Source organism: Labrenzia sp. THAF187b, assembly GCF_009363375.1.
GTDB classification, from domain to species: Bacteria; Pseudomonadota; Alphaproteobacteria; order Rhizobiales; family Stappiaceae; genus Roseibium; species Roseibium algicola.
The window spans coordinates 3,178,146-3,204,487 of the sequence record NZ_CP045344.1; the positions used below are offsets into that span (position 1 = coordinate 3,178,146).

25 protein-coding genes are annotated in these 26,342 nt (G+C 56.5%); 20 read left to right on the top strand and 5 right to left on the bottom strand.

Annotated elements, in window-relative coordinates; genetic code table 11:
- Positions 1–29: 29 nt before the first annotated feature.
- The 15 genes from FIV03_RS14540 (at position 30) to FIV03_RS14610 (ending at position 13,241) form a co-directional block, all read left to right on the top strand.
- Positions 30–1,067, top strand: coding sequence for a hypothetical protein (locus FIV03_RS14540; protein WP_152510051.1), 1,038 nt, complete (start codon positions 30–32; stop codon positions 1,065–1,067).
- A 211-nt stretch (positions 1,068–1,278) separates the two neighbouring features.
- Complete coding sequence (locus tag FIV03_RS14545) at positions 1,279–1,617, top strand: hypothetical protein (protein WP_055655537.1); 339 nt, start codon at positions 1,279–1,281, stop codon at positions 1,615–1,617.
- A 21-nt stretch (positions 1,618–1,638) separates the two neighbouring features.
- Positions 1,639–2,226: a hypothetical protein gene (locus tag FIV03_RS14550; RefSeq protein ID WP_152510052.1), complete on the top strand. Its 588-nt coding sequence runs from the start codon at positions 1,639–1,641 to the stop codon at positions 2,224–2,226.
- Positions 2,223–4,655 (top strand): hypothetical protein, encoded by a 2,433-nt coding sequence (locus FIV03_RS14555; RefSeq protein ID WP_152510053.1) that lies wholly within the window; start codon positions 2,223–2,225, stop codon positions 4,653–4,655. The genes FIV03_RS14550 and FIV03_RS14555 overlap by 4 nt, the downstream gene beginning before the upstream one ends.
- A gap of 3 nt (positions 4,656–4,658) precedes the next feature.
- Positions 4,659–5,159 carry a hypothetical protein gene (locus FIV03_RS14560; RefSeq protein ID WP_152510054.1) on the top strand — a complete coding sequence of 167 codons (501 nt, stop codon included), beginning with the start codon at positions 4,659–4,661 and terminating at the stop codon, positions 5,157–5,159.
- A 211-nt stretch (positions 5,160–5,370) separates the two neighbouring features.
- On the top strand, positions 5,371–6,711 hold the full coding sequence (locus FIV03_RS14565) for a hypothetical protein (protein ID WP_152510055.1): 1,341 nt from the start codon (positions 5,371–5,373) through the stop codon (positions 6,709–6,711).
- Positions 6,712–6,800: 89 nt separating this feature from the next.
- Positions 6,801–8,756: a hypothetical protein gene (locus tag FIV03_RS31865; RefSeq protein ID WP_152510056.1), complete on the top strand. Its 1,956-nt coding sequence runs from the start codon at positions 6,801–6,803 to the stop codon at positions 8,754–8,756.
- 9 nt (positions 8,757–8,765) lie between these two features.
- Positions 8,766–9,038: a hypothetical protein gene (locus FIV03_RS14575; RefSeq protein WP_152510057.1), complete on the top strand. Its 273-nt coding sequence runs from the start codon at positions 8,766–8,768 to the stop codon at positions 9,036–9,038.
- Between the two features lie 273 nt (positions 9,039–9,311).
- Positions 9,312–9,434 carry a hypothetical protein gene (locus FIV03_RS31870; RefSeq protein WP_286202191.1) on the top strand — a complete coding sequence of 41 codons (123 nt, stop codon included), beginning with the start codon at positions 9,312–9,314 and terminating at the stop codon, positions 9,432–9,434.
- 57 nt (positions 9,435–9,491) lie between these two features.
- Positions 9,492–9,785, top strand: a complete 294-nt coding sequence (locus FIV03_RS31875) for a glycoside hydrolase family protein (RefSeq protein WP_286202192.1) — start codon at positions 9,492–9,494, stop codon at positions 9,783–9,785.
- A complete protein-coding gene (locus tag FIV03_RS14590) occupies positions 9,776–10,129 on the top strand; it encodes a hypothetical protein (RefSeq protein ID WP_152510059.1) in 354 nt (117 codons plus the stop codon). Before FIV03_RS31875 ends, FIV03_RS14590 begins: the two co-directional genes overlap by 10 nt.
- Positions 10,130–10,136: 7 nt before the next feature.
- Positions 10,137–10,364, top strand: coding sequence for a hypothetical protein (locus FIV03_RS14595; RefSeq protein WP_286202193.1), 228 nt, complete (start codon positions 10,137–10,139; stop codon positions 10,362–10,364).
- Positions 10,361–10,615: a hypothetical protein gene (locus FIV03_RS14600; protein ID WP_152510060.1), complete on the top strand. Its 255-nt coding sequence runs from the start codon at positions 10,361–10,363 to the stop codon at positions 10,613–10,615. The genes FIV03_RS14595 and FIV03_RS14600 overlap by 4 nt, the downstream gene beginning before the upstream one ends.
- A 132-nt stretch (positions 10,616–10,747) precedes the next feature.
- Complete coding sequence (locus FIV03_RS14605) at positions 10,748–11,347, top strand: NAD(P)H-dependent oxidoreductase (RefSeq protein WP_152510061.1); 600 nt, start codon at positions 10,748–10,750, stop codon at positions 11,345–11,347.
- Between the two features lie 748 nt (positions 11,348–12,095).
- Positions 12,096–13,241, top strand: a complete 1,146-nt coding sequence (locus tag FIV03_RS14610) for a DUF2336 domain-containing protein (RefSeq protein ID WP_152510062.1) — start codon at positions 12,096–12,098, stop codon at positions 13,239–13,241.
- Between the two features lie 6 nt (positions 13,242–13,247).
- Here the strand turns inward: FIV03_RS14610 and FIV03_RS14615 are convergent, their stop codons facing one another.
- Positions 13,248–13,874, bottom strand: coding sequence for a LysE family translocator (locus tag FIV03_RS14615; protein WP_152510063.1), 627 nt, complete (start codon positions 13,872–13,874; stop codon positions 13,248–13,250).
- A 98-nt stretch (positions 13,875–13,972) separates the two neighbouring features.
- Here FIV03_RS14615 and FIV03_RS14620 point away from each other — a divergent pair, with 98 nt between their 5' ends.
- On the top strand, positions 13,973–14,761 hold the full coding sequence (locus FIV03_RS14620) for an extensin family protein (protein WP_173013851.1): 789 nt from the start codon (positions 13,973–13,975) through the stop codon (positions 14,759–14,761).
- Between the two features lie 73 nt (positions 14,762–14,834).
- Positions 14,835–16,055 carry an alanine racemase gene (locus tag FIV03_RS14625; protein ID WP_152510065.1) on the top strand — a complete coding sequence of 407 codons (1,221 nt, stop codon included), beginning with the start codon at positions 14,835–14,837 and terminating at the stop codon, positions 16,053–16,055.
- 171 nt (positions 16,056–16,226) lie between these two features.
- Here the strand turns inward: FIV03_RS14625 and FIV03_RS14630 are convergent, their stop codons facing one another.
- Positions 16,227–16,667 carry a BA14K family protein gene (locus FIV03_RS14630; RefSeq protein WP_152510066.1) on the bottom strand — a complete coding sequence of 147 codons (441 nt, stop codon included), beginning with the start codon at positions 16,665–16,667 and terminating at the stop codon, positions 16,227–16,229.
- Between the two features lie 182 nt (positions 16,668–16,849).
- Between FIV03_RS14630 and FIV03_RS14635 the strand changes: the two genes are divergently transcribed.
- Together FIV03_RS14635 and FIV03_RS14640 are read left to right on the top strand one after the other, a co-directional pair.
- Positions 16,850–17,614, top strand: a complete 765-nt coding sequence (locus FIV03_RS14635; protein WP_152510067.1) for a DUF2470 domain-containing protein — start codon at positions 16,850–16,852, stop codon at positions 17,612–17,614.
- Between the two features lie 357 nt (positions 17,615–17,971).
- Positions 17,972–18,574, top strand: coding sequence for a DUF1062 domain-containing protein (locus tag FIV03_RS14640; protein ID WP_286202308.1), 603 nt, complete (start codon positions 17,972–17,974; stop codon positions 18,572–18,574).
- A gap of 113 nt (positions 18,575–18,687) precedes the next feature.
- Here the strand turns inward: FIV03_RS14640 and FIV03_RS14645 are convergent, their stop codons facing one another.
- Positions 18,688–20,442, bottom strand: coding sequence for a methyl-accepting chemotaxis protein (locus tag FIV03_RS14645; RefSeq protein ID WP_152510069.1), 1,755 nt, complete (start codon positions 20,440–20,442; stop codon positions 18,688–18,690).
- Between the two features lie 223 nt (positions 20,443–20,665).
- The gene (locus FIV03_RS14650; RefSeq protein WP_152510070.1) at positions 20,666–24,250 is read right to left on the bottom strand and encodes a hydantoinase B/oxoprolinase family protein; all 3,585 of its coding nucleotides are present in this window, start codon (positions 24,248–24,250) and stop codon (positions 20,666–20,668) included.
- Between the two features lie 202 nt (positions 24,251–24,452).
- Between FIV03_RS14650 and FIV03_RS14655 the strand changes: the two genes are divergently transcribed.
- On the top strand, positions 24,453–24,680 hold the full coding sequence (locus FIV03_RS14655) for a hypothetical protein (protein WP_152510071.1): 228 nt from the start codon (positions 24,453–24,455) through the stop codon (positions 24,678–24,680).
- Between the two features lie 17 nt (positions 24,681–24,697).
- Here the strand turns inward: FIV03_RS14655 and FIV03_RS14660 are convergent, their stop codons facing one another.
- On the bottom strand, positions 24,698–26,149 hold the full coding sequence (locus FIV03_RS14660; protein ID WP_152510072.1) for a glycosyltransferase family 39 protein: 1,452 nt from the start codon (positions 26,147–26,149) through the stop codon (positions 24,698–24,700).
- Positions 26,150–26,342 lie beyond the last annotated feature (193 nt).

Sequence of the window (26,342 nt, forward strand, 5' to 3'; positions counted from 1 at the left end):
GGAAAATTGTCAAAATCAAAGGAAATTCAATGACATCTCAAATTTCAGACATCGTCGTCCCGCGTGTGTTCACCCCCTATATGGCGGAGAACAAGCCGGCCAAGCTGATCATGCTGGAAAAATCCGGCATTCTGGCCGGTCCGGCACCGGAAATCGGCAAGCGCTTCAAGGCCGGTGGCAACCAGATTGAAGTGCCGTACTGGGAAGACCTTGATGATGCCGAGCCGACGGTGATCGACGACAGCGACAACAAGATCGGTGTCAGCAAGATTACCGCCAGCGACATGAAGGCCTACAAGCACCGCCTGGCCAAGAAATACGGTGCCAAGACGGTGGCAAGCTATGCCGCAACGGGCCGGGGCGACAGCGCCATGAACCGGGTGGCCGAACGGATCAGCGCCTATTGGGGACGCCGCAAGGAAGAGCGCATCATTGCGACGGCTGAAGGCGTGATCGCCGACAATGTCGCCAATGACAGCGGCGACATGGTCTATTCCATCTATTCCGATGTCGGTTCGCCGACGGCCGCCAACCGCATCAGCTATCAGGCGATCAACCGGGCCCGGCTGACCATGGGTGAGAACCTGGACGACCTGCGCGTGATCGCCATGCACAGCTTCGTCTATGGCACGCTTCTGGACGACGAAAAGATCGAGTTCAAGAAACCGTCCGAAGCGCCGTTCGAGGTGCCTTATTATGCCGGGATGATGGTGGTGCATTCGGAAATGATGCCGGTGACGGCCGGGGCCAATTCGGACGAATACTCCTGCTTCCTGTTCGCACCGGGCGCATTCATGCATATCGACGAAGTGCCGAACCGCTCGACGATCTACGGCAACGAGGGCACCGAAATCACTCGTGATCCGGACATCGGCGACGGTGGTGGCGCCGACTATCTGACCACCCGCCGTTTCGAGCTGATCCATCCGGCCGGAATGGATTTCACGGCGTCTTCTCTTGCCAAATCCCAGGGCGCGAGCCTGGCCGAACTGCGCAACGCGGCCAACTGGGACCGGAAATACAACCGCAAGAACGTGAAGCTGGCCTGCCTGAAGGTGAACATCTGACGGCGTACCCTTGGGGCAGTCTGGAGGCGAGCGACCGCAGACATCCACCCCAACGTTTTTGGACCGATCGACCTTTCTGCCCGTAGCCTTTCCTGCGGGCTTTTTGCTTGGTCGGTTCGACCTCTCACGGGCCTGATCAAGTCAGGGCCTGCCAAACTTCTTCGGGCGGCGTTTGCCGCCCTTTTTCATTTTCTCGAAAAAGAGGCCAGACATGGACGAGATCATCATGCGCCGCTTGCGGCATCTCCAGCGCCTGGAAGAACAACACGAAGCCGATTTTCTGGCCCGTTGTGCCCCGGCCAAAACCGAGGTCGAAAAGCGGCAGGAACACCTGGCGGATGCGCTGGCCGCGGACTGGAACCGCAAGCAAAGGGCGGCAAGGCAGCCACAGGCCGAAAAGCCGCTGCCCAAAGGCTGGCGCAAGGAGCACTGGAAGACCCAGCAGGCCATGGCCGCGGATTATGCCGGCGTAAAAGCCGCCAACAAATACGAGGCCGTTCAGGCGCTTGCCGCCTATGAGGCCAAAGCCGGCGATCTTGCCGCCGCCTGATCCTTTCAAGGAAACTATTTCATGTCGGGAACCGTCAAAACAGCCGTTGAGATGGCGAACCTTGCGCTTGCGCATCTGAAGGAAGCGCCCATCCGCGACTTCGATTTTTCCTCCGTGGCGTCGCGCTGGTTCAGGAACCACTATGCGGCGCACCGGGATGCCTATCTTGCCATGCACGACTGGGACTTCGCCATCGAGCTGGTGAACCTGCCTGCGGAAACCGAAAAACCGCCGTTTCGCTGGGCCTACCAGTACAAGCTGCCGGCCGACACGCTTCGCATTCCACAGCAGAGTGTTGGTGGATCGCCGGGAGGGACGATCATTCCCTTCGAAGTGGTGGGCCAGCGCATCATGTCGGATCATCCGCCGCCGTTTCCGCTCCGCCATGTGCACCGGGTGGTGCGGGAGGCCGAATTCGCGCCGCTGTTCGTGAACGGGTTCGCCCTGTTTCTGGCGGCAGGCTGCGCCCATTCGATCACCGGAAAGAACAGCCGTGCTGAAGCCCTGCGCCAGGCGGCGCGGGAAGCCTTCGACCAGGCCGGAACATCCGACGCCCTGCAGGGCACACCGCTGCCCATGATTGACCTGGATATCATTACAAACAGATGAGCTATCACCTTCAAGCCACGTTCAGCCGGGGCGAACTCGACCCGGAGCTGATCTATCGTTCGGACCTGGAACTGTTCCGGTCCTCCCTGGCCGAATGCCGGAATTTTCTGACACTGAAACGCGGCGGCCTGCGCCGGCGCGGCGGCACCAAATTCATTGCGGAACTCAAGGACAGCAGTCGGCAAGGCTGGTTGATCCCGTTCGAGTTCGGAAACGGTCAATATTACATGCTTGAGTTCGGCCACCACATGTTCCGGGTGTTCACCAGCGAGGGGCGGGTCGGTACTGTTGAGGTGGCGACGCCCTATTCCTCCGAGGTTTTGCCACGGCTGAAATTCGTGCAGTCAACCGACACACTGTTCATCGCCGGTGGCGGCGTTGCACCACAGGCCCTCAAGCGATTATCGGAGCTTTCCTGGGCGATCGAGCCGATGTCGTTCAGGGATGGTCCCTATCTGGACGTCAATATCTCGCCGACGAACCTGAAACCGGCCGGCACGGGCAATGCGGTTCCGAAAATGACGTCGAACACAGCCCCAAGCGGGACGGTGTCTGCCTCCAACGGCAGCGCTTCGGCGTGGCAGGTTTTCAACCGCTCGGAGGGCAAGACAGTGCTTTCATCCGGGGCAACGGGTTGGGTGCAATACCAGTTCCCCGGCAGTGTCGTGATCGACGCCTACATGCTGCAGGCGCCGAACGACAACAGCCAAAATGACGACATGCCCTGGCAGTGGAACATCGAGGCGTCGAACAACGGCTCCGACTGGACAATTCTGGATACGCAGGACGGTCAGGATACCTGGGCCTCCAACGAATGGCGGGAATATGATTTTCACAACGAAACCGCCTTTACTCATTACCGGCTGAGCTTCACGCAAGGAGGCGGATCTGCTTCGGACAATTCCGCCATCGGGCAACTGGTGTTTCACCAGGCAGGTGGCGATCAGAGCCCTTTCACGCTGACCGCATCAGGCACTGCGGGGATCAATGGCGGTGCCGGCTTTCAGGCGTCTGACGTGGGGCGGCATATCCGGTTTCGCGGGTCGGACGGGTTCTGGCGCTGGTTCCGGATCTACAGCCGCCAGTCGGCAACCTCGGTCAAGGTGCAGCTTTTCGGCCAGGCACTGCAGGACACGAAGGCACAAAGCATCTGGCGGCTGGGGGCATGGTCCGGCACGACGGGATGGCCGGAAACGATCGGCTGGCACAAGAACAGGCTCGCCTTCGCGGGCACCAGCGAGGAACCGCAGAAGATCTGGGAAAGCCAGACGGAGGACTTCACCAACTTTTCCGTCTCCCATGTTCTGAAGGCATCCGACGCGGTGACCGCGGGCATTCTTTCCGGACAGGTGAACCGGATCCAGTGGCTGGTCGACGATAACGACCTGATTGTCGGCACGACCCGCGCGGTGCGTGCCGTCGGCAAGGCGACCGATCAGGACCCTTACGGGCCGGAGAATGTCGACCAGAAGCCCGAGACGAATTTCGGCGCCAATGACGTCAGCCCGATCAAGGTGGGGTCGGTGCTGATCTACTACGGCCCTTATGGAACCGACATGCGCGAAATGGCTTATGACTTCGGCTCCGATGGCCGGGTGTCTCAGGCGGTGAGCGAGGTGCAGTCGCATCTGTTTCAAAGCGGTATTTCCGGGGCCTGCTACCAGCAATATCCCGATAGCGTCATCTGGCAGTGGGACCAGAAAGGCCGTGGGATCGGTTTCACCTATGAACGCCAGCAGCAGGTCTATGGCATGCAGCGCCACGATTTCGGTGGTGTGGTGGAATGTATGGCGGACCTTTCGGGCGCTGGAGCGGACACCGTCTGGATGATCGTGAAACGGACCATCGACGGACAGACAAGGCGGTACATCGAAATCATGCAGCGGCCGTTTCCAGGTGGAATGATCGAGGATGCGTGGCATCTCGATTGCGGCGCGCGCTACGAAGGCCTGCCGGCAAACTCGGTCTCGGGACTTCAGCATCTGGAAGGCGAAGAGGTGATCCTTTATGCCGATGGGACCGACTATCCGGCAACTGTGACCGCCGGAGAAGCGAGCCTGCCGAATGGCCAGACAGCGGAAAAGATCCTGGTCGGGCTGAATGTTTCGGCGAGGGCGAAGACCTTGCCGTTTCCCGTTAATGCGCAGGATGGTTCGGCCATGGGCCGCAAGATGCGCGTGGACAATTGCAGCATCGCGGTTCTGGACACCGGAACCCTGAAAGCCGGGTCAGACGAAACCTTTCTGGACGAGCTGATCTACTACCGTGCGGGTGACACCGCCGGAGAGCCGGCGCCCTTGCGCACTGGCGTGCTCGACCAGCCAATCGAAACGCGATGGGAAGACGGGGGGCAGCTTACGCTGGCAGCCAGCGGCGGCAAACCCTGCACCATCCTGGCCGTCAATTTCGGCCGAGACGCGGAGCCTTAATTCATGTGTCACCCAGCAATATTGGCTGCGGTCTCCGTTGCGGGATCGCTGGCCGGCGGCGCTGTGCAAGCGCAGGGCGCGCGCCAGCAGGCAGATGCCCAGGCAAAGGCGGAAGAGCGCCGTGCAGAACTGGCTGACCGCCAGAAGGCGGTCAACCAGACCCAGGCTTCTTTTGAGCGAAAACGAACCCTGGACAAATACGAAAGGGCGCTCGGCTTCAACCGGGCTGCCGGAGCCGAACGGGGCCTATCGCAAACCGGTTCGCTAAACGATGTCGCGGACGACAATGCCTTCGAAGCTGCTCAGAACATCGAAGCGATCCGGTATGGCGCGGAAGGCAAGCGGGACAATCTGACCTTCGAGGCGAGAACAGCCCGGGAGCGGGCACATTCGAGCCGCCGCGCTGGGCGTATCAGCGCCACCGGCGCCATGCTTGGTGGTGTTACCCAGGCTTTCACGACGCTTGGCAATGCCGCCTACAACGGCGCTTTCAAATTCAGGTGACAAAACGGTTCTGACAATGGCGAGATTGCAGAAATTCAATGGTGCCGACAGCCTTCCGGGCGTTGGTAGTCCGCAAGTTGTCGCGGACACCGCAGTTGGAGAAGCGGCGGCAGGGCTGGGACAACAAATCCGCCGCTCGGCTGGGGCTTTCGGTGATCTTGCCGAGACCGCTGCTCAAAGACGCAGGCGAATTGAGGACTTTCAAGTTCAAATGGCGCAACGGGAATTTGACGCCAGGTTGAAGGAAAGGGCTGCGGAGGAACAGCGGCAGGCGCAACCAGGAGGCTTCGGCTTCACCGAGGCCATGATGGCGCATCTTGAAAGGTCGAAGGAGCAGGCGCTCAAGGAACTGCCGGAGAGTTCAAGGCCTGCTTTCGATCAGCATGTCGAGGCGCAGCGGGACCGCTATGTCAACGGCTTTGCCGCAATCGAGGCAGGGGAAAACGAACGCTATTTCCAGCAGGGTTTGGAAGAAGAAGGCATCCGGTTGGCATCAGAGGTGCGCGAGAACCCGGATGGTCTCGCAGAAGCATTCGAACAGGCAAGAACGTTGCTGAGGGCTGCTCCCTTGCCGGCCGAAGGCAAAAAGGCAGCCTATGCGAAAATAAGCGAGACACTGGCAGAGGCCTGGGCTGAGACAAGACCACTTGAAGAACTGCTACCAGCAATCGGCGACGAACTTGCAAGGCGAGAGTTTGCAGGACCGGAAGGTTTAGGAAGTGATCTCGAACAGGTGGGTGAGACCGTCCATGGCCCCGACGGGCCGGAGGCAGTTGCGGACGAAAGCCAGGTACTGGCAGAGCGGCTGAAACTGCTGCCTGGTGAAACGCTGGGCCGAATGCAGGTAAATGCCGTTAAAAGCAGAGCGGCGATTGCTGCTGGGGAAGTCGGCAAGATCGAACGCCGCATCGAGGCGAGTTTTGGCCAGTTGGACAAATCCGAGATCGAAGCAAACGGTTTGCTTGACCCAAGGCAGAAAACACGACTGATCGGTCAGCTTGAAGTCGCAAAAAAGGAGCATATCGCGAACATTGAAGCTGCGAACTGGCTCTTGTCTACTGAAATAGAGGATCGGGGACCGCAGCGCCAGAAGAACGCAGACCGGGCGTTCACCTTTCTGGATAATGGCGAAATCGACCGGGACACACTTGCACTCAAGATTGTGGAAACGAAGGGCTTTGTTCCGGAGGGGTATGCCGCCGCCTTGAGCAAGGGAACGCGGAGTAGCGAACCCGAGGTCATTGTACGAGCATTCGAAAACCTCGCAAAGGTTCTTGCGCTGGTACCGCAGTCGGCTGTGTTGGCAAAAAGAGATCGCAATCTTGTCGACAGGTTTGAAAAGTGGACCCTTTTGACAAAAGGCTATGGACTGAGCCCTGAGGAAGCCGCGGTGACGCTGGCAAAAGGCAATGATCCTCGTTCTGGGTATAGTCTGGAGGAGGCTTTTGACCGGCAGTTTCCCGGTTGGGAAGGGAAAGACCTCGATAGCCAGAGTTTGAAAGAGTTGCTGACATCTGCAGATACAAGATTTCCAGAAGGATCTGGCGGATAAACGCAACAGGTTCAATCCGGCGAGAGCCCTTTCGAGCCGCCAATGTGACCGTGGCTCAATTTCTGATCTCAATTTTTACAGGGAACTCCATGACAGTAGCAGCCTTGACCGAAGGCCGCGCCCAGATCACGGGCGACGGCGTGACGGATCGTGTCGACTTGCCTTTCCAGTTTGTCGATCAAAACAACCTGCAGGTATCGCACCGGACTGCAACCGGCGTGATTACCGTTTGGCAGTATCAGCAAAGCCCGGGCAACTGGCACTTTACCGGCGGCAACTTCGGCACCGGTACCGTGCACTTTGACGCCAGCGCATTGCAGGCAGGGGAAACGCTGACGGTTTTGCTGGTGAGCAAATACGATCAGCCTTACAGCCTGGCGGGTGGTGAGATTGACCCGGCGGTCATGGAACGCGCCATGGACCGGACGGCGATCAACATGCAGTCGGTCGCCACTCGGGCGCTGATCGAGGTCAACGGCGGCTTTGACCTGAAAGGCCGGCGGATGATCAACGCGCTTGATGCGGCCGACAATCAGGACCTGCCGACGCTGCAGCAGGTTCTTGAAATCGCCTCACTGCCAGGCGCGCAAGGGCCGAAAGGCCCGGTCGGCAACCAAGGCCCCACGGGTCCGGCCGGTCCGCAAGGCCCTGCAGGTCCGCAGGGGCCACAGGGGGAACGCGGCCCGCTCGGCTATGAAGGTCCGCGAGGCCCAACCGGCTATCAAGGTCCGGAAGGCCCGCGCGGTCCTGAAGGGCCATCCGGTCCGACTGGCTCACAAGGTCCGATTGGGCCGCAGGGTCCGCAGGGGCCAGAGGGGCCGATTGGCAAGTCATTTGACCCGGATTACACCGGCTTGACCGCCGACCGTGCGGCCTATGACGCTGAACCCAAAGACACGTCCTTTCTCGATACCGAGGCCGGGATTGTTTATTGGAAGCTCTCCAACGCGGTCGGCGCCTGGTCGACGGGCGTCAACTTCGGGCGCGGGCCGCAGGGTTTGCAGGGGCCGCAGGGCATTCAAGGCCCGGCCGGTCCTGTCGGGCTGAACCACCGTGGAACGTGGAACGTGGCAACCGCTTACGTTGAACGGGATACGGTCAGCCATGACGGGTCTTACTTCATCTGCGTGGCGGCTCATACCGGCGTCACCCCGGAAGATGCTGCGGCAGAATGGGACATTGTCACCGCCAAAGGCGAACGCGGCCTGCAGGGTTTGCAAGGCATTCAGGGACCGGAAGGGCCGCAGGGTGTGCAAGGCCCGGAAGGCATCCAAGGCCCGAAAGGCGATACTGGTGCGCAGGGGCCGACGGGTGCGGAAGGTCCGCAAGGCCCGCAGGGTGACCCCGGGTTGAGCTATCGCGGTGTCTGGACTTCGGGCGAAACTTACAATTCTGACGAAACGGTCACCTATAACGGATCATCCTATATCTCATTGCGGGTGAATATCGGTCAAAACCCGAGCATATCGCCGGATGATTGGGGCTTGCTGGCGGCCAAGGGCGACGTGGGGCCGGTGGGGGCCACGGGGCCAGAAGGGCCGCAGGGTTCAACCAGCTACGACGCCGGGACCGTCGGCGGTCTGACGTCGGGCCAGCTTCTGCGGTCTGATATCAGCGGAACGATAAGTGGCAACCTCACGGCAACCGGGCAGCTTCTGTCGAACAACCATATTTATCTTGGCCGTGCCGGGGCCGGTGATAACTGGCTGATTTTCCGAGACGCGAACAGCAATACGGACAGGTACTTTGGATGGGATGACAGTGCCAACGCTCTCGTCGCAGAAGAGAACGACGGTGGGTTTCATAAGGTTGGGATGGTCTACGACGGCTCAAGTGTAAACGAAACCAACTTTCCAATTGGGCACATCATCTGGGCATCTGCACCCGCCGGGATCAACAGAAACGCTTCACGAGCCTGCTATTTGCACACAGCGTCAACGGGCTATGCCGACAGTTCGGACGGTAACAGATCATCCGGCCTATCGGGCACGTGGCGATGCCGAGGGCAAGCCGGTGCTGTCGCCATCTATCAGCGTGTCGCGTGAGGAAAAGGAATGACCGAAATCAACGTCAAGACAACCGTCATCACCAATTTCCATGGCTTCTTTCCAAGCCACGAAACCGACCACACTCTAACCGATATGTCCAAGATCGTCGGCGCGTGCTCCTATGATGTGCAACACGCAAATGGGTACACGGAAACACTCGAAACCGGCTTGCGGCCAGGTGAAAACTTCGGGTGGAGCATCAAGGTAATCCAGGCAGCGCAGGCCTGGCGAAACTCCGGTGGGGTCATTCCGGAATGGGTTCCGCCTACGTCTGAATAAACTCGGCCAAACCGACCGAAACACACACCGCCCTTGAGGCGGTTATTTTATGCCTGAAAGGCACTCCAATGAAACTGGTTTCAGACTGGCGCGCAGTCCTGCAAAGGGCTTGGAGCGTGCGCCTTATGCTGCTTGCTGCACTGCTCTCTGGCGCGGAAGTAGCGCTGCCCTTCCTGGGTGACTTCATTGCGCCGGGCTTACTCGCTGCCCTGTCGGCGCTCACAGTGTCGGCCGCGTTCGTGGCCCGACTTCTCGCACAAAGGAATATGAACGATGGGACGTAAAACCCGCCTTGCCGGCGGCATTGGTGCGGTTGCGATTGCGCTGGTCGGTGCCTGGGAAGGTCTGCGCTTGACGGCATACCGGGACGTTGTAGGCGTTCCAACCGTCTGTTAAGGCGAAACGCTCGGCGTCAAGCTTGGGGACAAGCACACAAAGGCCGAGTGTGACGCAATGCTATTGGCCGCGTTGCAGCGGCATGAAGCCGGAATGAGAAAGTGCCTCATGCGGCCGGATGCCATTCCCGCAAAGTCCTATGTCGCGTTCGTCAGTCTCACCTATAACATCGGGGTAGGGGGCTTTTGCCGGTCGACAGCGCGCAAGCGTCTCGACGCCGGGGATGTGCGCGGGGCTTGTAACGCAGCCAAGTGGTTTAACAAGGCAGGCGGCCGGACGATCCGGGGACTTGTAAACCGCCGGGCGGCCGAGCATTCGCTATGCCTGGAAGGGCTGCAGGAATGCCGGTGATCGCCTGGATACTCCAAAGCCGCGCCGCGTGTGCTGCCCTCGCCATTGCCGCCGTTCTGGGCGGCTTTTTTGTTTGGCACAAGGTCGACAAGTCGAGCGCGGTTCGCCGGGCCGTTGTCGAGTATGTGGCCGACGCGGAATTGACCGCAGCCCGGGTGCAGCTTGAAGAACTGAAACGCCGGAAGGTTGTCACGGAACGGGCAAATCGGCGTTTCCTCTCCCTTATCGATCAGGCCAACGCGGAAGCGGAAGCCGCAGCACAGGAGTTGGACCACTATGTTTCGACCGTTGGGGATGGCTGCACTTTGCAGCCTGATCTTTTTGAGCGCTTGCGCAACCAATGACGAGCGGTTGCGAACTGCCGCCGCACTCTCGGCGCAGGCGGAAGCCTCGAAAGAGTTGCCGGGTTATCCGGAAGACTGCCGGCGGAAAGAAGCGTCCAGCGTTCGGATCGGGGAGCCACTGGATGTTGCCTTGATCCGGACAGACCAGGCACTTGGCCGCGCCAATGCCCGCGTGGTGCGGTGCGGCCGATGGTACGACGAAATCAAACAGGGCTACGCAGGAGGCGTGCAGTGAACGAAGATCAGATGTGGGAAATTGCCTGCGAAGGTGGCAAAGAAGGCGGCCGGGAGGCTGCCCAAGAAGTGCTCAAAGCGCTCGGTGTTGATATCGAGAACACCATCGAAGCGCAGAAGGACATGCACTTTCTGCGTGATCTGCGAAAAGGAACCTCCAGCGTTAAAGGCAAGGTGATCAATACCGTTGTGGGGGCGTTGGCGCTGGCTGGCCTCTACAAGCTTCTGTCGGGAATAAGGTGGGGGGCTTGAACTCTCCAAAAGGCATTGTGCGTTAACTTGACATACTGTTCACTATTTCAATGCTAGTTATCCGATAATATCAAAACTATCTCCAAAAAATGAACAAACACCGATGCCGGGTTTGAAACTTTGGAGATCAAGATGTCGTCACCGTTGAAATCAATTCTGCATATCAATGCCTCAGCACGTACCGCCGGTTCAGTGACGCGTGACCTTGGGCAGACTTTCGTGACACGTTTGCTGGCAAAATCACCAGACGCAAAAGTCATTATTCGCGATGTTTCCCAAGGGGTACCCTTCCTGAATGAAGAGTGGATCGGCGCGACTTTTACAGATCCTGCTGCACGGAGCGCAGAACAAAAAATGGTGCTTGCTCTGTCCGATACGCTTGTTGGGGAATTGAAGGAGGCAGACACAATCGTAATTGGGACGCCTGTTTACAACTTCTCTATTCCGGCTACGCTAAAAGCCTGGGTTGATATGGTCGCGCGAGCAAGAGAGACGTTCCAGTACACTGAGAACGGACCGGTCGGTCTGCTTCAGGGTAAAAAGGCGTATGTCATCATTGCCTCTGGTGGAACCAAAATAGGATCAGAGATCGACTTTGCCGGAAACTACCTGAAGCATATTCTTGGCTTTATCGGCATCTCCGATGTGACGATGATCGCGGCAGATCAATTAATGATCGATCCAGAAAACCGTGACGCAGCATTGGCTCAAACGATAGAGTTGGCCGCATGAGCGGAACCTGTGTTGGGACCTAATATACCAGTGTTTGAAATTGCGGAATGCAACTGGCTTCCTACGGAGTAAAATTTTTGGTTGTGTTTGGACGGCAGCGGCAATTGCCCAGTCTTCAGTAAGTTGAGGCGCTATTTCTCCCCTTCGACACCTGTACGGCGATCAATTCTGGAATCAGCGCAGCGTCTTTGGCGGCTGCACCTTCTGGTGCAGCCGACTACGCCGGGGATCTAAAATTGTTTGTTGAATTGTCCTGCTGTCTGCTCGGCGCAGCTCGTTTTCTTTGATTTCTTGCCGTTTGGTTCAGATTGCACCAACTACAATTGCAGCCAAAAACGCAAAGGCTGCTAGGAAGGCAATCATGTTCAGGTTCCGTACAAGTGTCATATGTCCGCTCCCGATTACCTCTTTCTGACGGGCTGATACTAAGTCAGCATAATGCCGAAGCGAAGCAAAAAAGATGCTGCAGCGCAGCGGAGAATTGCATTCCAGGGTTGTGTTTGTTGAGGAAGCATTAAGTAAAGCCTTGATTGGAAACGTTCACTGCCTTTTGCGAAAAAAACAGAACTAATTTGTCCTGGAGGCACGATCGAGGGTTGCAAGGAATTATTTGGCGCGTCGAATTATTTGTCGGGCGGCCTTCCTGCTGCAGGCCGTTTCTCCAGGTTATCCGGCGATCAACGGTAGCTTAATGTTAAGGGCCTGCTGATAATGTCGAGGCTTACGCGACTGTCGCGCCGGAGTGTCGATGATCAATCTTGCAAAACTTGCTGATCTGGCGAGGGACACAAGTGCTGGAGGGCGCAAAAGCCTGGTCAGTATGCTGACGGACCTGTTCGTGAACTCCGGTGACGACCGTGACGAGCAGATCAGCCTGCTATTTGGCGACATCGTTCTCAAAGTTCTCGGACAGCTGGAGGAAGAAACCAGGATCATACTGTCCAAACGAGTTTGCAAGGAGAAAGATGCTCCTCGTGAACTGATGGTGAAGCTGGCACAGGATGAATTTCCGGTTGCCGGCCCTGTTCTGGAAAACTCACCTGCACTCACCTCAGAAGACCTAGTCGAGATAGCATGTTCCGCGTCGATGGAGCATCTGGGGGCAATTGCCGGGCGTGAAACCGTCGATATGGCAGTTACCACTGTCTTGGTGGATCGGGGGGATACGGCGGTTTTAAGTAAAGTCGCTGAAAACCAGGGTGCAGAGTTCGCTGATGCATCCTTCCTGAAATTGGTGGAAAAAGCCCGATCGAGTGAAGCAATCCAGGCTGCCTTGATCAACCGCACCGACTTGCCTGACGCAGCTGCTCATGCCTTGCTGCCTTTCTTGACAGAAGAGTTGAAAGAAAGGGTGAGTGCACTCGGTGCCGACAGCACGCTTGTTCAGCTCCTGGCTGAACGTGCTGCTACCGAAGTGGCCGCTCGTGCGCACAAGCTTGAAGAGGCTCGTGAACAATCCAACGCATTGATCCGTGACGTGGTCAGCAAGAAGACCAAAATCGATGATGCCGTGACCTTGTTCGCCCGTTCGGATCGAACAGCGGAGCTGGGGATGTTGCTTGCCAAGGTAAGCAATCTGCCGCCCAGTGCAGTATCCCAGCTCTTGTTCAGCTCAAGCGACAAGCCCTTGATAATCCTTTGCAAGGCGAACGGCGTTACAGCCGAAGCTTACAAGGATATTCTCACGATGAGGGCCAGGCGGTTGCGCATTGGCGGATTGGAGCTGAATGCTGCCATCCAGCGATATGCAGCGCTAAGTGAAGATGGCGCCCGCAGATCACTTGAAACCTTGAAGCAATCCGGTGCTAATTTCGGTTTGAAAACCGAAGAAGAAAAAACCGAAGCGGAAGCCGTGCGGTCGAAAAAGAACATTCCCTTCGCATCAAGCCGCTGATTTTTTTCAGTTCGCAGATCTCTGCAATGTTGCCGTCATCGCAGCAGCGGAGATCAGGAATGCGCCGCCCACCTTGTTTACCAGTCTAAGCAGGGAAGGACTTCTCAGCTTTTGACCAAGGGCTGCTGCTGCATAGGCGTAAACAGCAGCATTCAAAACACCCAACGCGACGAAGGTTGTTCCCAGAAGTGCGAGCTGCGGGACAACTGGGGCCTGAGGTGCGATGAAGTGTGGCAGGAAAGCCATAAAGAAAACAATGCCTTTTGGATTGAGCGCTGTGACCACATATGCATGCCAAAATATTTTTCTGGGGGGAACATCGGCAACCTGATGCGGCCCAAGTGCAGTTGGCCGGCTTCTCCACATCTTCAGACCAAGCCAGACCAGGTAGATCGCCCCTACCCATTTGAGCAGGGTGAATGCTGTTGCAGATGTCGCCAGAATGGCACCGAGACCCATCAGCGACGCAGCTGCTGCTGTCGCGTCCCCCAAGCCAACACCCAATACGCTGGCAACCGCAGACTTGCGTCCCTGGGTCAATGCATAGCTGACAACAAGCATGATCGTCGGACCCGGGATGGCGAGGACGATCAATGTGGCAATCACATAGGCGAAAAAGAGTTCTAAAGTCATCGGGAACCATTCACTTTTTGGGTCATGCAACCATAGACGCAGGACAAACGTTGATCAATCATGAGGGTAGCTGGCAAGTACAATGTGCGGAGTTGGGAATGCACTTAAACGTCGTGTCGATTTGTACTTCTCTCGCGTTGTGTTGCCTGCCGTCTTTAGATGTTTACGCAAATCCTCCATTGCCACAGGAAAAGCCGCTTCCAGGCCTCGGTACTTCGCGATTCATCGAGGGGGTTGATGTGCCGGCGATCAAACCAGAAACTCTTCCGGAAGAGTTTTTGGAAGGGCCGGACGACGGTGGCAGGAAAGCTTCTGCGCTCGAATCCTCCACACCGGCAACTTGCGATATTCCGGGTGCTACATTTGAACAACTTGCTCCCATGCAAGGGGATCAAGCTGATGAGGACTGTGGGATCACCGTACCTGTCAACCTTTCTGGGTTCCGTGGCGAGGATGCCGAAGTGACCTTCCCGATGAAAGCCACGCTATCATGTGGTTTTGCGACGTCACTTACTGCGTGGGTGATTGAAGATGTCTTGCCCATTGCACAAGCACAGTTCGGGAAACCAGTGTCCGAGTTTCTAACAGGCCCTGGTTACCAGTGTCGCCGACGAAACAATCTTCCAGATGGAAAGCTTTCCGAACATGCGCTTGGCAAAGCCATTGATATTGTGGCCTTCCGATTAAGTGACGGTACCGAGATTTCAGTTGAAAAGGATTGGGCGCGCAACACGCAGAGCGGAAGCTTCCTGTCCGCCATACACAAGGCTGCCTGTAAAAGGTTTACCACCGTACTCGGCCCCGATGCAGACCCAAATCACAAGTCTCACTTCCATCTCGATATCGGATGCCACGGCAAGAGCTGTAATTACATTATCTGCCAATAACCCAATCCCGGCTTGCAAATCAGCCTCAAGCTTGTTCCTTTCTATTCGATGACTTCTAACGCCGGAAGGACTGATGGAACGTTATAAAACAGCTATTGACGCCGCCTTGGATCTTCGTCCCGATCAGCCTGTGTATTGTTTCCGGCCGGACGTGCTGAGGCATGACGCACAGCAATTCCAGTCGCTCTTCCCCGGCAAGACGGCTTACGCGGTCAAGACGAATGGCGAGCCATTTGTCCTTGAGGCATTGGCAAAGGCCGGGATCAGTTGTTTCGATGTCGCATCGCCTGCAGAGTTCGCCGCGGTGAAAGAGGCTGCGCCAAAGGCTGAGATGCTTTACATGCATCCTATCAAGGCGCAGTCAGACATTCGGCTAGCGTTGGAAACCTACGGTATTCGAACCCTTTCACTCGACCACGAAGACGAAGTCGCGAAGATCCTGCGTGTGGTTAGGGCCCTTGATATAGATCCTGGGACGATCACACTCTTCGTTCGTATCGCCACCAAGGGGCATGCTGCTTACGAGTTGTCGAAGAAGTTTGGCGCGGCTCCAGGTCACGCCGTTGAGTTGCTGCAACGGATCGACCGTATTGGGTTCAAATGCGGATTGTGTTTCCACGTTGGAAGCCAGATCGAAGAACCGGAGACCTATGAGCGAGCGCTGGCTTCAGCCGATTGGATCAGGTCACGTGCTGGTGTTCCCGTTGTGGAGCTTGATGTCGGGGGAGGGTTTCCGGCCGTTTATGGTCACGATCCGCGCCGCAAGGCACCTGAGATGCCCTCGCTCGTGGAATTGATGGGGCAGTTGAAAGCCGATATCGCTGATTGGCAATTCGATGACCTGCCTCTTGTCGCCGAGCCAGGCAGAGTGATTGTGGCCCGATCGATCTCTCTCATTGTCAGAGTGCTGTTGAAGAAGGGGCGGCGCCTTTACATCAATGATGGCATCTGGGCGTCTCTTTCCGACAGTTGGACCGGAAAGATCACGCTGCCGGCTCGTTTCATTCCGGACCCGGCTCGCAAAACACGGGCTGGTCAGCCCGACAAGATTGTTCCCTTCAAGGTCTGCGGCGCAACCTGCGACAGCGTCGATATTCTTTCCAGGCCTTTCTGGCTACCAGAGACTGTCGACACGGGAGACTGGATCGAGATTGGCCATATCGGTGCCTACAGCTTGTCGCTTCGTACAAGGTTCAATGGTTTTTATCCCGACAAGGTCATTGTGGTCGACACGCCGTTCGATTTCGGTGCTGCGCCGGAAGGCTTCGCTTCAATAGAAACCATGGCGGATTGATTCAAACAGGCAGATTGAACGAAACACCCCTGGTTGCACTGTTCCAACGAAGCTGTTCAGTTCCCTTGGGGCACGACTCTTCTGAAAAGAATGACAACAAACGGGTGACCGGTTCGGCCGGTCGGTCGTTTGTTGCCACGAGTTCTTCAGTACCACCAGGCGGGCGCAAGCTTATTGGCAGAAACGCTGTTCACCCTGGTAGGTGGTATAGGTACCGGTCGACGGGTTGAACGACCGGTATTTCGAAGAGCAGTACTGGTACCAGGCTGGGCTCCACGGCTGATAACCGATGGCGGTGTTGACGCGACCAGGATAAGGAGCCGGCGGATAGTGATTTACCGGCGGCGGGCCTGCGTAGGCCGGCTGGCGGGTCGCTCCCAGCAGAATTGCTCCTGCAGCGAGGCCGATGACACCTGCCGCGACAGCCGCGCCGAGATTATCATTGTTTTTGTGTCGGTTATGATTTCGATTATTGTGTCTCTGGTTATGGTGGTGGCCGCCACGGTGGTCACGCCAACCGTTGCGCGAGCCGGCTTCAGCAGCCGCGAAGGTCGGCAAAAGAAGGGCGCCCGTGAGGGCGGCGGCAACAAGACGTTTGCTCATGGTCTTCATTGGTTTTCTCCAAAGGCAGGCGCTGTTCTCGATTGGCGCCGTATCTGATGGTGAGACAATCGCATAGGCGCCCTGAACCGGTTCTGAGATGTCTGTTCATCTGACGTTCAGAATTCGGGTGAAGGCGAAAACCGTGGAATGCAACTTGTCTGCGCCGACAGAAAACAGAACTTGGAGGGGCCGTGAGCCTGGAAAAAGAACCGAAATCAGTAATCCGGCCGACGGATGATCAAGCCAGAAGATTGGCCAAGGAATTGATCAGAACCGCGAGGTTTGGTGCTTTGGCGGTGCTCGAAGCCGCAACGCGGCATCCACTTGCCAGTCGGGTTGCAGTGGCGACCGATTTGGATGGTGCGCCTGTCATCCTCACAAGTACATTGTCCGGACACACAGCGGCAATTCTGGAGAACCCTTCATGTTCGCTGTTGTTGGGTGAACCTGGGAAAGGCGATCCGCTCGCTCATCCGAGAATTTCTCTTTTCTGCAAGGCAGTGAAGATATCGAGAGGAAGTTCAGATCATGAGCGGTTGCGCAACCGTTACCTCTCTCGTCATCCCAAAGCCGAACTTTATGTCGATTTCGGAGACTTTTCCTTTTTCAGGTTGGAGCTCTCCAGGGCAAGCCTGAATGGAGGCTTTGGCAAGGCTTTTGAATTGGAGACAGAGGACTTGTTGGCAACAGTAAGTTCGCCTGGTGACTGGTCTTCAATGGAAGCCGGAGCGGTTGCGCATATGAACGCAGACCATAGGGATGCGGTGAAACTTTACGCGCAGAATTTGCTGAAGGCCGGAGAGGCCAATTGGCGGCTTGCCTGTCTGGATCCCGAAGGCGTTGATCTTGTGGCTGGAGATAAGGTTGAACGTCTCTGGTTTGCAGATCCATTGCAAGATCCGTCCGAACTGAGGCCTGCATTGGTCGCTCTGGCTTTGCAGGCGCGCAACACCTGAGCACAATTCGAACGACGTCCCGTCGAAACTCCAAGTTGAGCTTGCTTGTCATTTTCGTAAGCGTTATCGAGACTCATCTGTTTCAATTTGGACGTTTGTTTTGCCAACACTCTGACCGGTCATCGATCCCGCCATGCATTCGCTCGAATGCGTCATGAACTTTGTTCGTCCTGGCGGCGGATCGGGGCCGGTGTGGCTTGGCCATGCGCATCTGATCCTGTTTCGGTTCACTGCATACATTTCGAAAAAGCTTCCAGCCAGACTGAGTGCCGATAGCTGACGCTGTCCGGCCGTCCCGACTGCCTGTGACGGACTTCCCGTGCGAGGAAGACCCACGGAATGTCGTCTATATTGAACATGGAATGGTCCGTTGTCCGTTCTCAGACACCTAGAATAAAGCGTCCCTGCCAACGATGCGGATTTGTGAAACCTTTTGGTTCGACTGGCAAATTCCGGTTGAACGCGAATGGAAGCCAGCTTGACGCCTGGTTAATCTATCGTTGTGATGATTGTGGAAGCAGATGGAACAGGGCCATTTTTGAACGTCGAGCCGTGAGCAGCCTATCGGCAGAACTCATGGAAGCCCTGCAGCGGAACGATGAGGGAGTGGCGTTCAGCTTCGCCTGCAACACCACTGGGAGAGGTGGAGGCAAGGGGGACGCTGATTTCAGCCTGAAACGACGAATGGTTGCCGGTGATTGTGCAGATGCCTGCAAAGTGGCGCTGACAATCCTGAATTCGGATCACGTCCAGGTTCGTCTGGATAAGGTCCTTGCAAAAGGGCTTGGTCTCTCGCGCAACCGCGTTCTGCTCCTGGTGGAGCAAGGATCGCTGAAATTTCCCATGAACAACGGGAAGATCTTGAAGAGACGGGTTCCCGATAAGCTCTGTATCGAGCTTTGCATTGGTCTGGCAAGCGACAGATCGGTCTTTTGGAATTATCTGGTCTCCACGGATTAACCGCAGGAGCGGGAGTTGAAAATCGGATGGCTCCAGATCCCCGTGTCCGCGTTGCGGGCACGGGGCAACGATCAGTCGTTTTGGCCGGTGTTCCGGAGCGAGGCGAGCAGTTGTCAAGCTGCGCGCAGGTGACCGAGAAAATCGCCTAACCCGTCGCGAATTGTCGTTATCTGGGAGGAAATGTTCTGAATGCCTCCCACGACTTCTTGCACCCTGTCGCCGGATACCTGCGCTGCCTGGTTCACTTCGGAGATATTGAAGGTAATGTCAGCACTGCCTTGCGCAACCTGATGCGCGTTTTTGGCTATCTCTGACGTAACTGCGTTTTGCTCTTCAATCGCAGAGGCAATTCCGGAAATCTGTTCGCGAATTTCCATCATGGCTTTGACAACCGTGGTAATTGCATCAGAACAGGTTGCTGCCCCGGACTGGACCCCGCTCAGCTGTGAACCAATCTGATCGGTCGCCTGTCCGGTTTGCGTGGCTAGCGCCTTTACTTCGGAAGCCACGACGGCAAATCCCTTGCCTGCTTCACCCGCTCTCGCTGCTTCGATCGTTGCGTTCAAGGCCAACAGGTTGGTCTGGGCAGCAATGTCGCTGATCAGTTTCAGGACATCCGTGATCTCCTCTGCCGATGTAGACAGTTTTCCGACTGTCTCTCCGGAAACTTCGGCCTGTTCAGATGTACGAGAGGTGGAGGAATTCGCGAGTGTAATCTGGCGGCTGATTTCGTGAATTGAACTCGCCAGTTCCTCAGACGCAGATGCAACAGATTGGACCGATGCTGTGGCCTGTTCGGCTGCCGCGGCAACCGTGTTGGACCTTTCAATGGTCTCATGACTGTTGCGGGCCAATTCGTCGGCACCGGATGCAAGTTCGCTCAATGCGGAAACTGCTGCGTCACAGCTGGTCATCAGGAGCCTTTCAAGCTCGTCCGCCAGTCGCAATCTTGTGTCCCGACGATCCGCTTCTGCCTGCATCTCCTCTTCGCGAGCCTGATCCTGCAGGCGCTTCATCTCTATGGTGTTTTCACGAAAGGTTTCGAATGCGCTTGCCACCTGACCGATTTCGTCCCTTGTTCGCACATTGACTTCGACTTCCGTGTTGCCTCTCGCCAACTCCAGAAGGCCTGCCGAAACCTGATGCAAAGGACGGGAAATCAGATATCTGGCGAATAGCACCGAGCCGACCAGACACAAAACCAAGGTCAGCGCCGCGGTGATCACGATCTGCTGAAAGGCTTGTTTCTCATGATTTTCCGCGGATGTTGCAGCCGCTTGCGTAAAGCTCTCTATCTCGGCAAGCAGCGTCACCAATTCATGGTCCAGCCGGCTTTGTTCCTTTTCCAGCTCCATGACCAATTTGCTCGCATCCGACAGATCGTTCTGTTCAATTTTCTGCAAGATGGCAGCTATCTCGGCTGAGTATATTTCATATTCGCTTTCGATGCGTTTAAGCTGCTCCAGCGTTTTGGAAAACTCGTTGCGCTCCAATACGCTGGAAGATTTTTCCAGCGCCGAAACGGCTAGCTCCTCCGCCTTCCGGATTTCATCGGAAACCTGATCGTTCAATGTAGTCAAAGTAGACTTCAATGCGGTCGCTGCAGCGGCGTCTTCTGCAGAGGTTAGGCCGGATATGCGCATTATGCGCTCAATAACTGCTGCCTGTTGCAGTTGATGGCTGGCCACCTGACTGATCGCTTGCGTGAGTGGAATATCCTTTTCCGCAATGTTTTGAAGTTCCTTCCCGATCATTCCCATCTGAATGATGGCAACTGCGGCCACAACAAGCAGGCCAAGACTAAGGAAGGCAACCAATGCTAGAATTTTCGCCGCAACCGAAGTTGCAATGGGATTTGATGCAAACATTTCTCAAAAGCCCGAGTTTCTCGGCGCCATAGGCAGCGCAAGAGTTAAAGTTGTGTCAGTTTAGGCGGACTCAGATTGAAAAAACGGTAAACTTTGTCCCTGAGAGAAAGAATAATTCTCGTATAGGTAGAAGTAACGATGTGCTTATCAGCAGCGGAATAACAAAAAAACGGCCACCCAATCAGATGGCCGTTCTTTTTCTTCGATCTACTGAATATTTGGCTCAGGTGTGACCCCAACCACCTGCCGTCGGCGTGATCACGGTGACCGCTTCTCCGGCCTCAAGAACCGTCTGATCACAGCCCTCCAGTTGTTGGATCTCGCCATTCAGCCGCCGAACTTCGGTGCGGCCGAGTTCGCCGTTGCTGCCACCATCCAATCCTTTCGGCGGAACGGTACGGTGGGACGCAAGGATCGCGCAGTCCATTTTCTCAAGGAAACGCAAGGTCCGCTTGGTGCCGTCACCCGCTGACCACTTGCCTTTGCCACCGGACCCCTTGCGGATATGGAAATCCTCCAGGAGAACCGGGAAACGGAACTCCAATACTTCGGGATCAGTTAGGCGCGAGTTGGTCATGTGGGTATGGACACCATCCGTGCCATTGAAGCCAGGCCCTGCCGGAGAGCCGGAACAGATGGTTTCATAGTACTGATACGTGTTGTTGCCAAATGTCAGGTTGTTCATCGTTCCCTGAGCATTGGCCATGGCACCAAGAGCTGCGAAGACGGCATTGGTGACATGCTGGGACGTTTCCACGTTACCCGCCACGACCGCAGCCGGATAGGAAGGCCGCAACATGCAGTCATCCGGAATGATGATGTTGATCGGTTTGAGACAGCCGGCGTTCATCGGAATGTCGCCGTCTACCATCACCCGGAAGCAATAAAGGATTGCCGCACGGGTCACAGGTTCCGGCGCATTGAAGTTGTTCGGTTTGACGCCTGAGGTCCCGGTAAAGTCGACCGTTGCCTCGCGCTTTGATTTGTCGACGGTAATCTTGACCTTGATCACGGAGCCCTGGTCAGTCGGATACTCGTATTCGGAGTCCTTCAGCGCCTCGATCACGCGGCGAACGCTTTCTTCTGCGTTGTCCTGAACGTGCCCCATATAGGCCTGGACCACGTCCAGTCCGAAGTGGGTGACCATCTTCCGAAGTTCCTGGATACCCTTTTCGTTTGCGGCGATCTGTGCAGACAAATCGGCGACGTTCTGATGCGGGTTGCGGGCGGGGTAGGGATGGTTGGTCAGAAGCTCAACCAGTTCCTGTTCGCAGAAACGTCCTTCGTCGACGATCTTGAAGTTGTCGAACAGAACACCTTCCTCGTCCACGTTGGTTGCGCGCGGCGTCATGGAGCCTGGGGCGGAGCCGCCGACATCAGCATGGTGGCCACGGGACGCCGACCAGAAAAGGATCTCCTTGCCTTCGTCATCGAAGACCGGCGACACAACTGTGATATCGGGTAAGTGCGTGCCACCGTTGTACGGGGCGTTCAATGCAAACACATCGCCCGGCTTGATCTTGCCCTTGTTGAGCTTGATGACCGTTTCCACCGAACGGTCCATGGACCCGAGATGAACCGGCATGTGTGGTGCGTTGGCAACCAAGGCACCGTCTGCGTCGAAGACGGCACAAGAGAAATCAAGACGTTCCTTGATGTTGACCGAGTATGCGGTGTTCTGAAGGGTGACCCCCATCTGTTCCGCGATAGACATGAACAGGTTGTTGAACACTTCCAGCATGACAGGGTCGGCGTGCGTTCCGATGGCTTCTGCGCGTTTCAACGGCACGATACGCTTCAGGATCACGTGATCCTTTGAATTGATCTCTGCCTGCCAGCCATCTTCAACAGCGATCGTGGCATGTGGTTCGATGATCACCGCAGGTCCGGTCACCTTCATGCCCGGTTTCAGCACTTCGCGTTTGAAGATACCGGCCTTGTGCCAGGTGCCTTCGGAGTAAATGCTTGTAGAGGTTGCCGGGGAGGGCGTCCCTGTGGCCAATGTCAGATCCGGCTCGGTGAGACCGGCGCCGCCACCGGCCGTTTCGACTTCCAGTGCTTCAACGACGACCGGCTTTTTCTCATAGGCAAAGCCGAACTGTTTCTTGTGTGCATCCTCGAAGGCTGCCCGCATTTCAGAGACGGACCCGAGGGGGACCGGTAGCGGGGTGTCAGTGCCGTCGTAACGCAAGTGCGCGGTTGCGGTCGTGCGGCGCGCCTCCGCAGTGATCGACTGCCTGTCGAGTTCCGCTTCCGTCTGGCTGGCAAGCTGATCACGAAGAGCCTGCAGTTCAGGGATCAAATCGTCCGTAAGTGTCTTGACGACGGCCTGTTGCCGGTCTGCGCGGATATCGGCCAGTCCCATGCCATATGCCGACAGGATGCCCGAGAACGGGTGCAGAATGACGGTCTTCATGCCGAGACTGTCAGCAACGCGGCACCCGGTCTGACCACCAGCGCCACCGAAGCAGGTCAACGCGTATTCGGTCACGTCGTAGCCGCGTTGGACCGAAATCTTCTTGATGGCATTGGCCATGTTCTCGACGGCGATTTTCAAAAAGCCGTCTGCAACATCTTCCGGGGTGCGTCCATCTCCAATACGCACAGCCAGATCCGTGAAACGTTTGCGAACAACGTCGCCGTCAAGCGGCTGATCCTGGTCCGGACCAAAGATCTTCGGAAAGAATTCCGGTGCCAGTTTGCCTGTCATCAGGTTGGCGTCGGTAACGGTGAGAGGCCCGCCGCGTCGGTAACAGGCCGGTCCCGGATTTGCCCCGGCTGAATCGGGGCCTACCTGAAAGCGGCCGTCGGCATAATGAAGGATCGAACCGCCGCCTGCTGCAACCGTATGGATCATCATCATCGGAGCGCGCATGCGCACACCGGCGACTTCCGTTTCGAATGCGCGTTCGTAGTCGCCGTCGTAGTGGCAGACGTCTGTAGACGTGCCGCCCATGTCAAAACCGATGATCTTTTCGAACCCCGCCATGCGTGAGGTCTCGACTGCGCCGACAACACCTCCGGCGGGGCCGGACAGAATTGCGTCCTTGCCCTGGAAGAGGTCTGCAGCGGTGAGACCTCCGGAAGACTGCATGAACATCAGCCGCGGACCTTCACCCAGTTCTTCCTGTACCTGGTTCACATAGCGGCGCAGGATGGGTGACAGATAGGCGTCGACCACAGTGGTGTCGCCGCGTCCCACCAGCTTCATCAGCGGTGACACTTCATGGGACACAGAGATCTGCGGGAAGCCGATGTCTTCAGCAATCTTTTTCAGAAGTTGTTCATGGGCCGGATAGGCGTAAGCGTGCATCAGCACGATTGCGATGGAGCGAATGCCGTCATCCCATGCGGCCTGCATTGCGCTGCGGGCCTGTCCTTCGTCCAGCGCGAGTTCCAGTTCGCCATCGGCGCGGACACGTTCGACGATCTCGTGGACGCTCTCATAGAGCAGCTCAGGCTTTATGATTTCCTTGGCAAAAATATGCGGTCGCGCCTGGTAGCCGATCTCGAGCGCATCCCGAAAGCCTTTCGTGATGAACAGAGCCGTTCGCTCACCCTTGCGCTCCAGAAGTGCATTGGTGGCAACGGTCGTGCCCATCTTGACGGTCGCGATCTTGTCCGAGGGAATAGTCGCGCCTTTTTCCACGCCAAGCAACTCCCGGATGCCTTGAATGGCGGCATCGCGATAGGCTTCCGGATTTTCGGAGAGCACCTTGTGCGGATGCAGCGTGCCGTCCGGTGACCTGCCGACGATGTCGGTAAAGGTGCCGCCACGGTCGATCCAGAAATCCCACTTGGCTGTCATGATCTTCCCTCTGATGCTGCCGGCTTTAAGGAATACGCGATTCCATGCCGATAATTAGCGTTTTGATAGCAAGTGAATTTATGCTGACATTTTATCGATAAAATGTCGATGAAAAAATCTGAATGGGTTGTTATTTGATCTTTTTATCGCTTGCGGTACCCCCATATGACCTTGTGGTAAAAGGGAAAACTGAAAGCTGCCGATGTCGGAAAACGATAAATCAGAAGAACGGGATCCGTTTCTGCTGCGTCTGGCGGAGGCTGTCGACTTCACAATCAGTATACTGACAGCAGACCTCTGGTTCGTTGGCATTTTCCTGCTTGTCGCCCTGCTTCTCGGCGCTTCCCTGCTTGGGCTTTTGCTGGAATTTGCAATTGGTGCAGGGGTATTTGCGGCTGTAGTTGTCTGTTTCTGGTTGTTTTTCGACTAGCATCCAGGCGAGTGAGTTTATTCGACAGGGGCTCGCTCCAAAAGTGTCAGGCCACTTGCTCCCCAGCCAAAGCGCCTGGCTGCCGGAGTGCCTTCCCGAGGGGCAAAGGCCTCTTGCGCTTCGCTAAGTTCCTCACTGCTTGTGTGGACGATCAATAGCCATCGGGCATCAGCGGTGCCTTTGTTTATATCGGCAATTGTCTCAACTGCCGTGAAGGTGCTGGGGTCGCGCAAGTAATAAGACAGGGCCGGTGCGGCAAATCCCTTGAACAGCAAGAGATGATCGCCATCGGCTTTCTGTGCCAGATAGTCCTGTGCGATCAGACGCCATTCGGGGCGTATTCTCTCCAGCAGCGTGAATTTCAATTCGGGAAAACTCAACCATATCGCGGCTGCAAACAGCGCGATCGGTGCAACCTGTGGCGCCAGGCGCTGGGCTGTTACCGAGGCGAGCAGGATAAGCCCTGGCCATGCCGCGATCAGGTAACGATCAAAAAGGATCGGCTGCACGCTTATGGAATAGAGATAGGCCAAAAGCGGCGGACCAACGGTGTAGGCAAAGCAGACGAGGATTGCGTCCGCACTTTGCGGTTTGCCGAAGTACCTGCCTGGCAGGTGAACGATGGTCAGGAGACTGGCGACGGCCAAACCTGCCAGCATCCAGAACAATGGCAGCGACCCGGCAATACTGAAGGCGATGTTGATGAGAAACGTCGGATCAGGATAAGCAATCCAGAAGCCTTCTTCGGCCACCGACCTTGCTCGCATCGCCAGGATGATCAGCCAGGGTAAAAAGGCAAGCGCGCTTGCTGCCATTGCAAGGCAGACAAGAACCGCATTGGTGAGACTGATGCGGCCGGATTTCAAGATGCCGGTCAATGCCAGTATGACGCAGACCATACCAACGGATGCGAAGCCCAGAAGGGCGTAGATGTGACTGTAGAGGAACAGGGCTCCAGCCGCTCCAAGCGCTACCAACCGCCAGGCCGATGGCCTTTCAAGGTTTTTCAGAACCAGGAGCAGAAAGGCGAGCCCGCATGTTGCCAGCAGGGCATACATGCGGGCTTCTGTCGAATACCAGATGTGGAACGGAGAGACGGTCAGGAGAGCTGCAGCAAGCAGGCCAGTGGTGTTTCCGGCCAGCGTTTTCCCAGTCAGATAGATAAGCCAGACGGCAAGAACACCCAACAGCACGGATGGCAAGCGTAATGCTGTTTCACTGTCACCTGCCACGGGCATCGTCAGCCAGAGCAAAATATTATGCAGCGGCGGATAATTGTCAGCTGCAACAGCGGTCAACAGCTCGGCGATGGTTCCCCTGGACTGGCTCCAGCTGACGGCTTCATCATACCAAAGGCTCGTCCTGTCCAGGTTCTGAAAGCGTAACAAGGCTGCCACTGCCAAAATGAGCGCCAAAATCAGGCGGTTGGCGCTATTGCCAGTCAAGAGGCGTTGGTTGGTGTTTGACACGAATTCAGGTTTCCAGGTTGTCTGGCCGGAACGCTAGCCAATCCTTTTCGCGGAGGGAAGGACGCTTTGGATTTGAAGATGACAATCACAATTTATCGATAAATTGTTGATGTTGACGGTTTTTGAGTCTAGTGTTTGTGAAGATGTGCTCCACAAGGTGTTCGAAGAATGCACCTCGAGCAGCATCCCGACG

What these genes read in the sequence shown, in the direction of transcription:
- FIV03_RS14605 (WP_152510061.1), top strand. Translation starts at nt 10,748, where the DNA reads ATGTCGTCACCGTTGAAATCAATTCTGCATATCAATGCCTCAGCACGT.
- FIV03_RS14560 (WP_152510054.1), top strand. Translation starts at nt 4,659, where the DNA reads ATGTGTCACCCAGCAATATTGGCTGCGGTCTCCGTTGCGGGATCGCTG.
- FIV03_RS31865 (WP_152510056.1), top strand. Translation starts at nt 6,801, where the DNA reads ATGACAGTAGCAGCCTTGACCGAAGGCCGCGCCCAGATCACGGGCGAC.
- FIV03_RS14610 (WP_152510062.1), top strand. Translation starts at nt 12,096, where the DNA reads ATGATCAATCTTGCAAAACTTGCTGATCTGGCGAGGGACACAAGTGCT.
- FIV03_RS14575 (WP_152510057.1), top strand. Translation starts at nt 8,766, where the DNA reads ATGACCGAAATCAACGTCAAGACAACCGTCATCACCAATTTCCATGGC.
- FIV03_RS31875 (WP_286202192.1), top strand. Translation starts at nt 9,492, where the DNA reads ATGCTATTGGCCGCGTTGCAGCGGCATGAAGCCGGAATGAGAAAGTGC.
- FIV03_RS14630 (WP_152510066.1), bottom strand. Translation starts at nt 16,667, where the DNA reads ATGAAGACCATGAGCAAACGTCTTGTTGCCGCCGCCCTCACGGGCGCC.
- FIV03_RS14540 (WP_152510051.1), top strand. Translation starts at nt 30, where the DNA reads ATGACATCTCAAATTTCAGACATCGTCGTCCCGCGTGTGTTCACCCCC.
- FIV03_RS14555 (WP_152510053.1), top strand. Translation starts at nt 2,223, where the DNA reads ATGAGCTATCACCTTCAAGCCACGTTCAGCCGGGGCGAACTCGACCCG.
- FIV03_RS14550 (WP_152510052.1), top strand. Translation starts at nt 1,639, where the DNA reads ATGTCGGGAACCGTCAAAACAGCCGTTGAGATGGCGAACCTTGCGCTT.
- FIV03_RS14625 (WP_152510065.1), top strand. Translation starts at nt 14,835, where the DNA reads ATGGAACGTTATAAAACAGCTATTGACGCCGCCTTGGATCTTCGTCCC.
- FIV03_RS14650 (WP_152510070.1), bottom strand. Translation starts at nt 24,250, where the DNA reads ATGACAGCCAAGTGGGATTTCTGGATCGACCGTGGCGGCACCTTTACC.
- FIV03_RS14545 (WP_055655537.1), top strand. Translation starts at nt 1,279, where the DNA reads ATGGACGAGATCATCATGCGCCGCTTGCGGCATCTCCAGCGCCTGGAA.
- FIV03_RS14615 (WP_152510063.1), bottom strand. Translation starts at nt 13,874, where the DNA reads ATGACTTTAGAACTCTTTTTCGCCTATGTGATTGCCACATTGATCGTC.
- FIV03_RS14655 (WP_152510071.1), top strand. Translation starts at nt 24,453, where the DNA reads ATGTCGGAAAACGATAAATCAGAAGAACGGGATCCGTTTCTGCTGCGT.
- FIV03_RS31870 (WP_286202191.1), top strand. Translation starts at nt 9,312, where the DNA reads ATGGGACGTAAAACCCGCCTTGCCGGCGGCATTGGTGCGGTTGCGATT.
- FIV03_RS14590 (WP_152510059.1), top strand. Translation starts at nt 9,776, where the DNA reads ATGCCGGTGATCGCCTGGATACTCCAAAGCCGCGCCGCGTGTGCTGCC.
- FIV03_RS14620 (WP_173013851.1), top strand. Translation starts at nt 13,973, where the DNA reads ATGCACTTAAACGTCGTGTCGATTTGTACTTCTCTCGCGTTGTGTTGC.
- FIV03_RS14645 (WP_152510069.1), bottom strand. Translation starts at nt 20,442, where the DNA reads ATGTTTGCATCAAATCCCATTGCAACTTCGGTTGCGGCGAAAATTCTA.
- FIV03_RS14640 (WP_286202308.1), top strand. Translation starts at nt 17,972, where the DNA reads ATGGAATGGTCCGTTGTCCGTTCTCAGACACCTAGAATAAAGCGTCCC.
- FIV03_RS14565 (WP_152510055.1), top strand. Translation starts at nt 5,371, where the DNA reads ATGGCGCAACGGGAATTTGACGCCAGGTTGAAGGAAAGGGCTGCGGAG.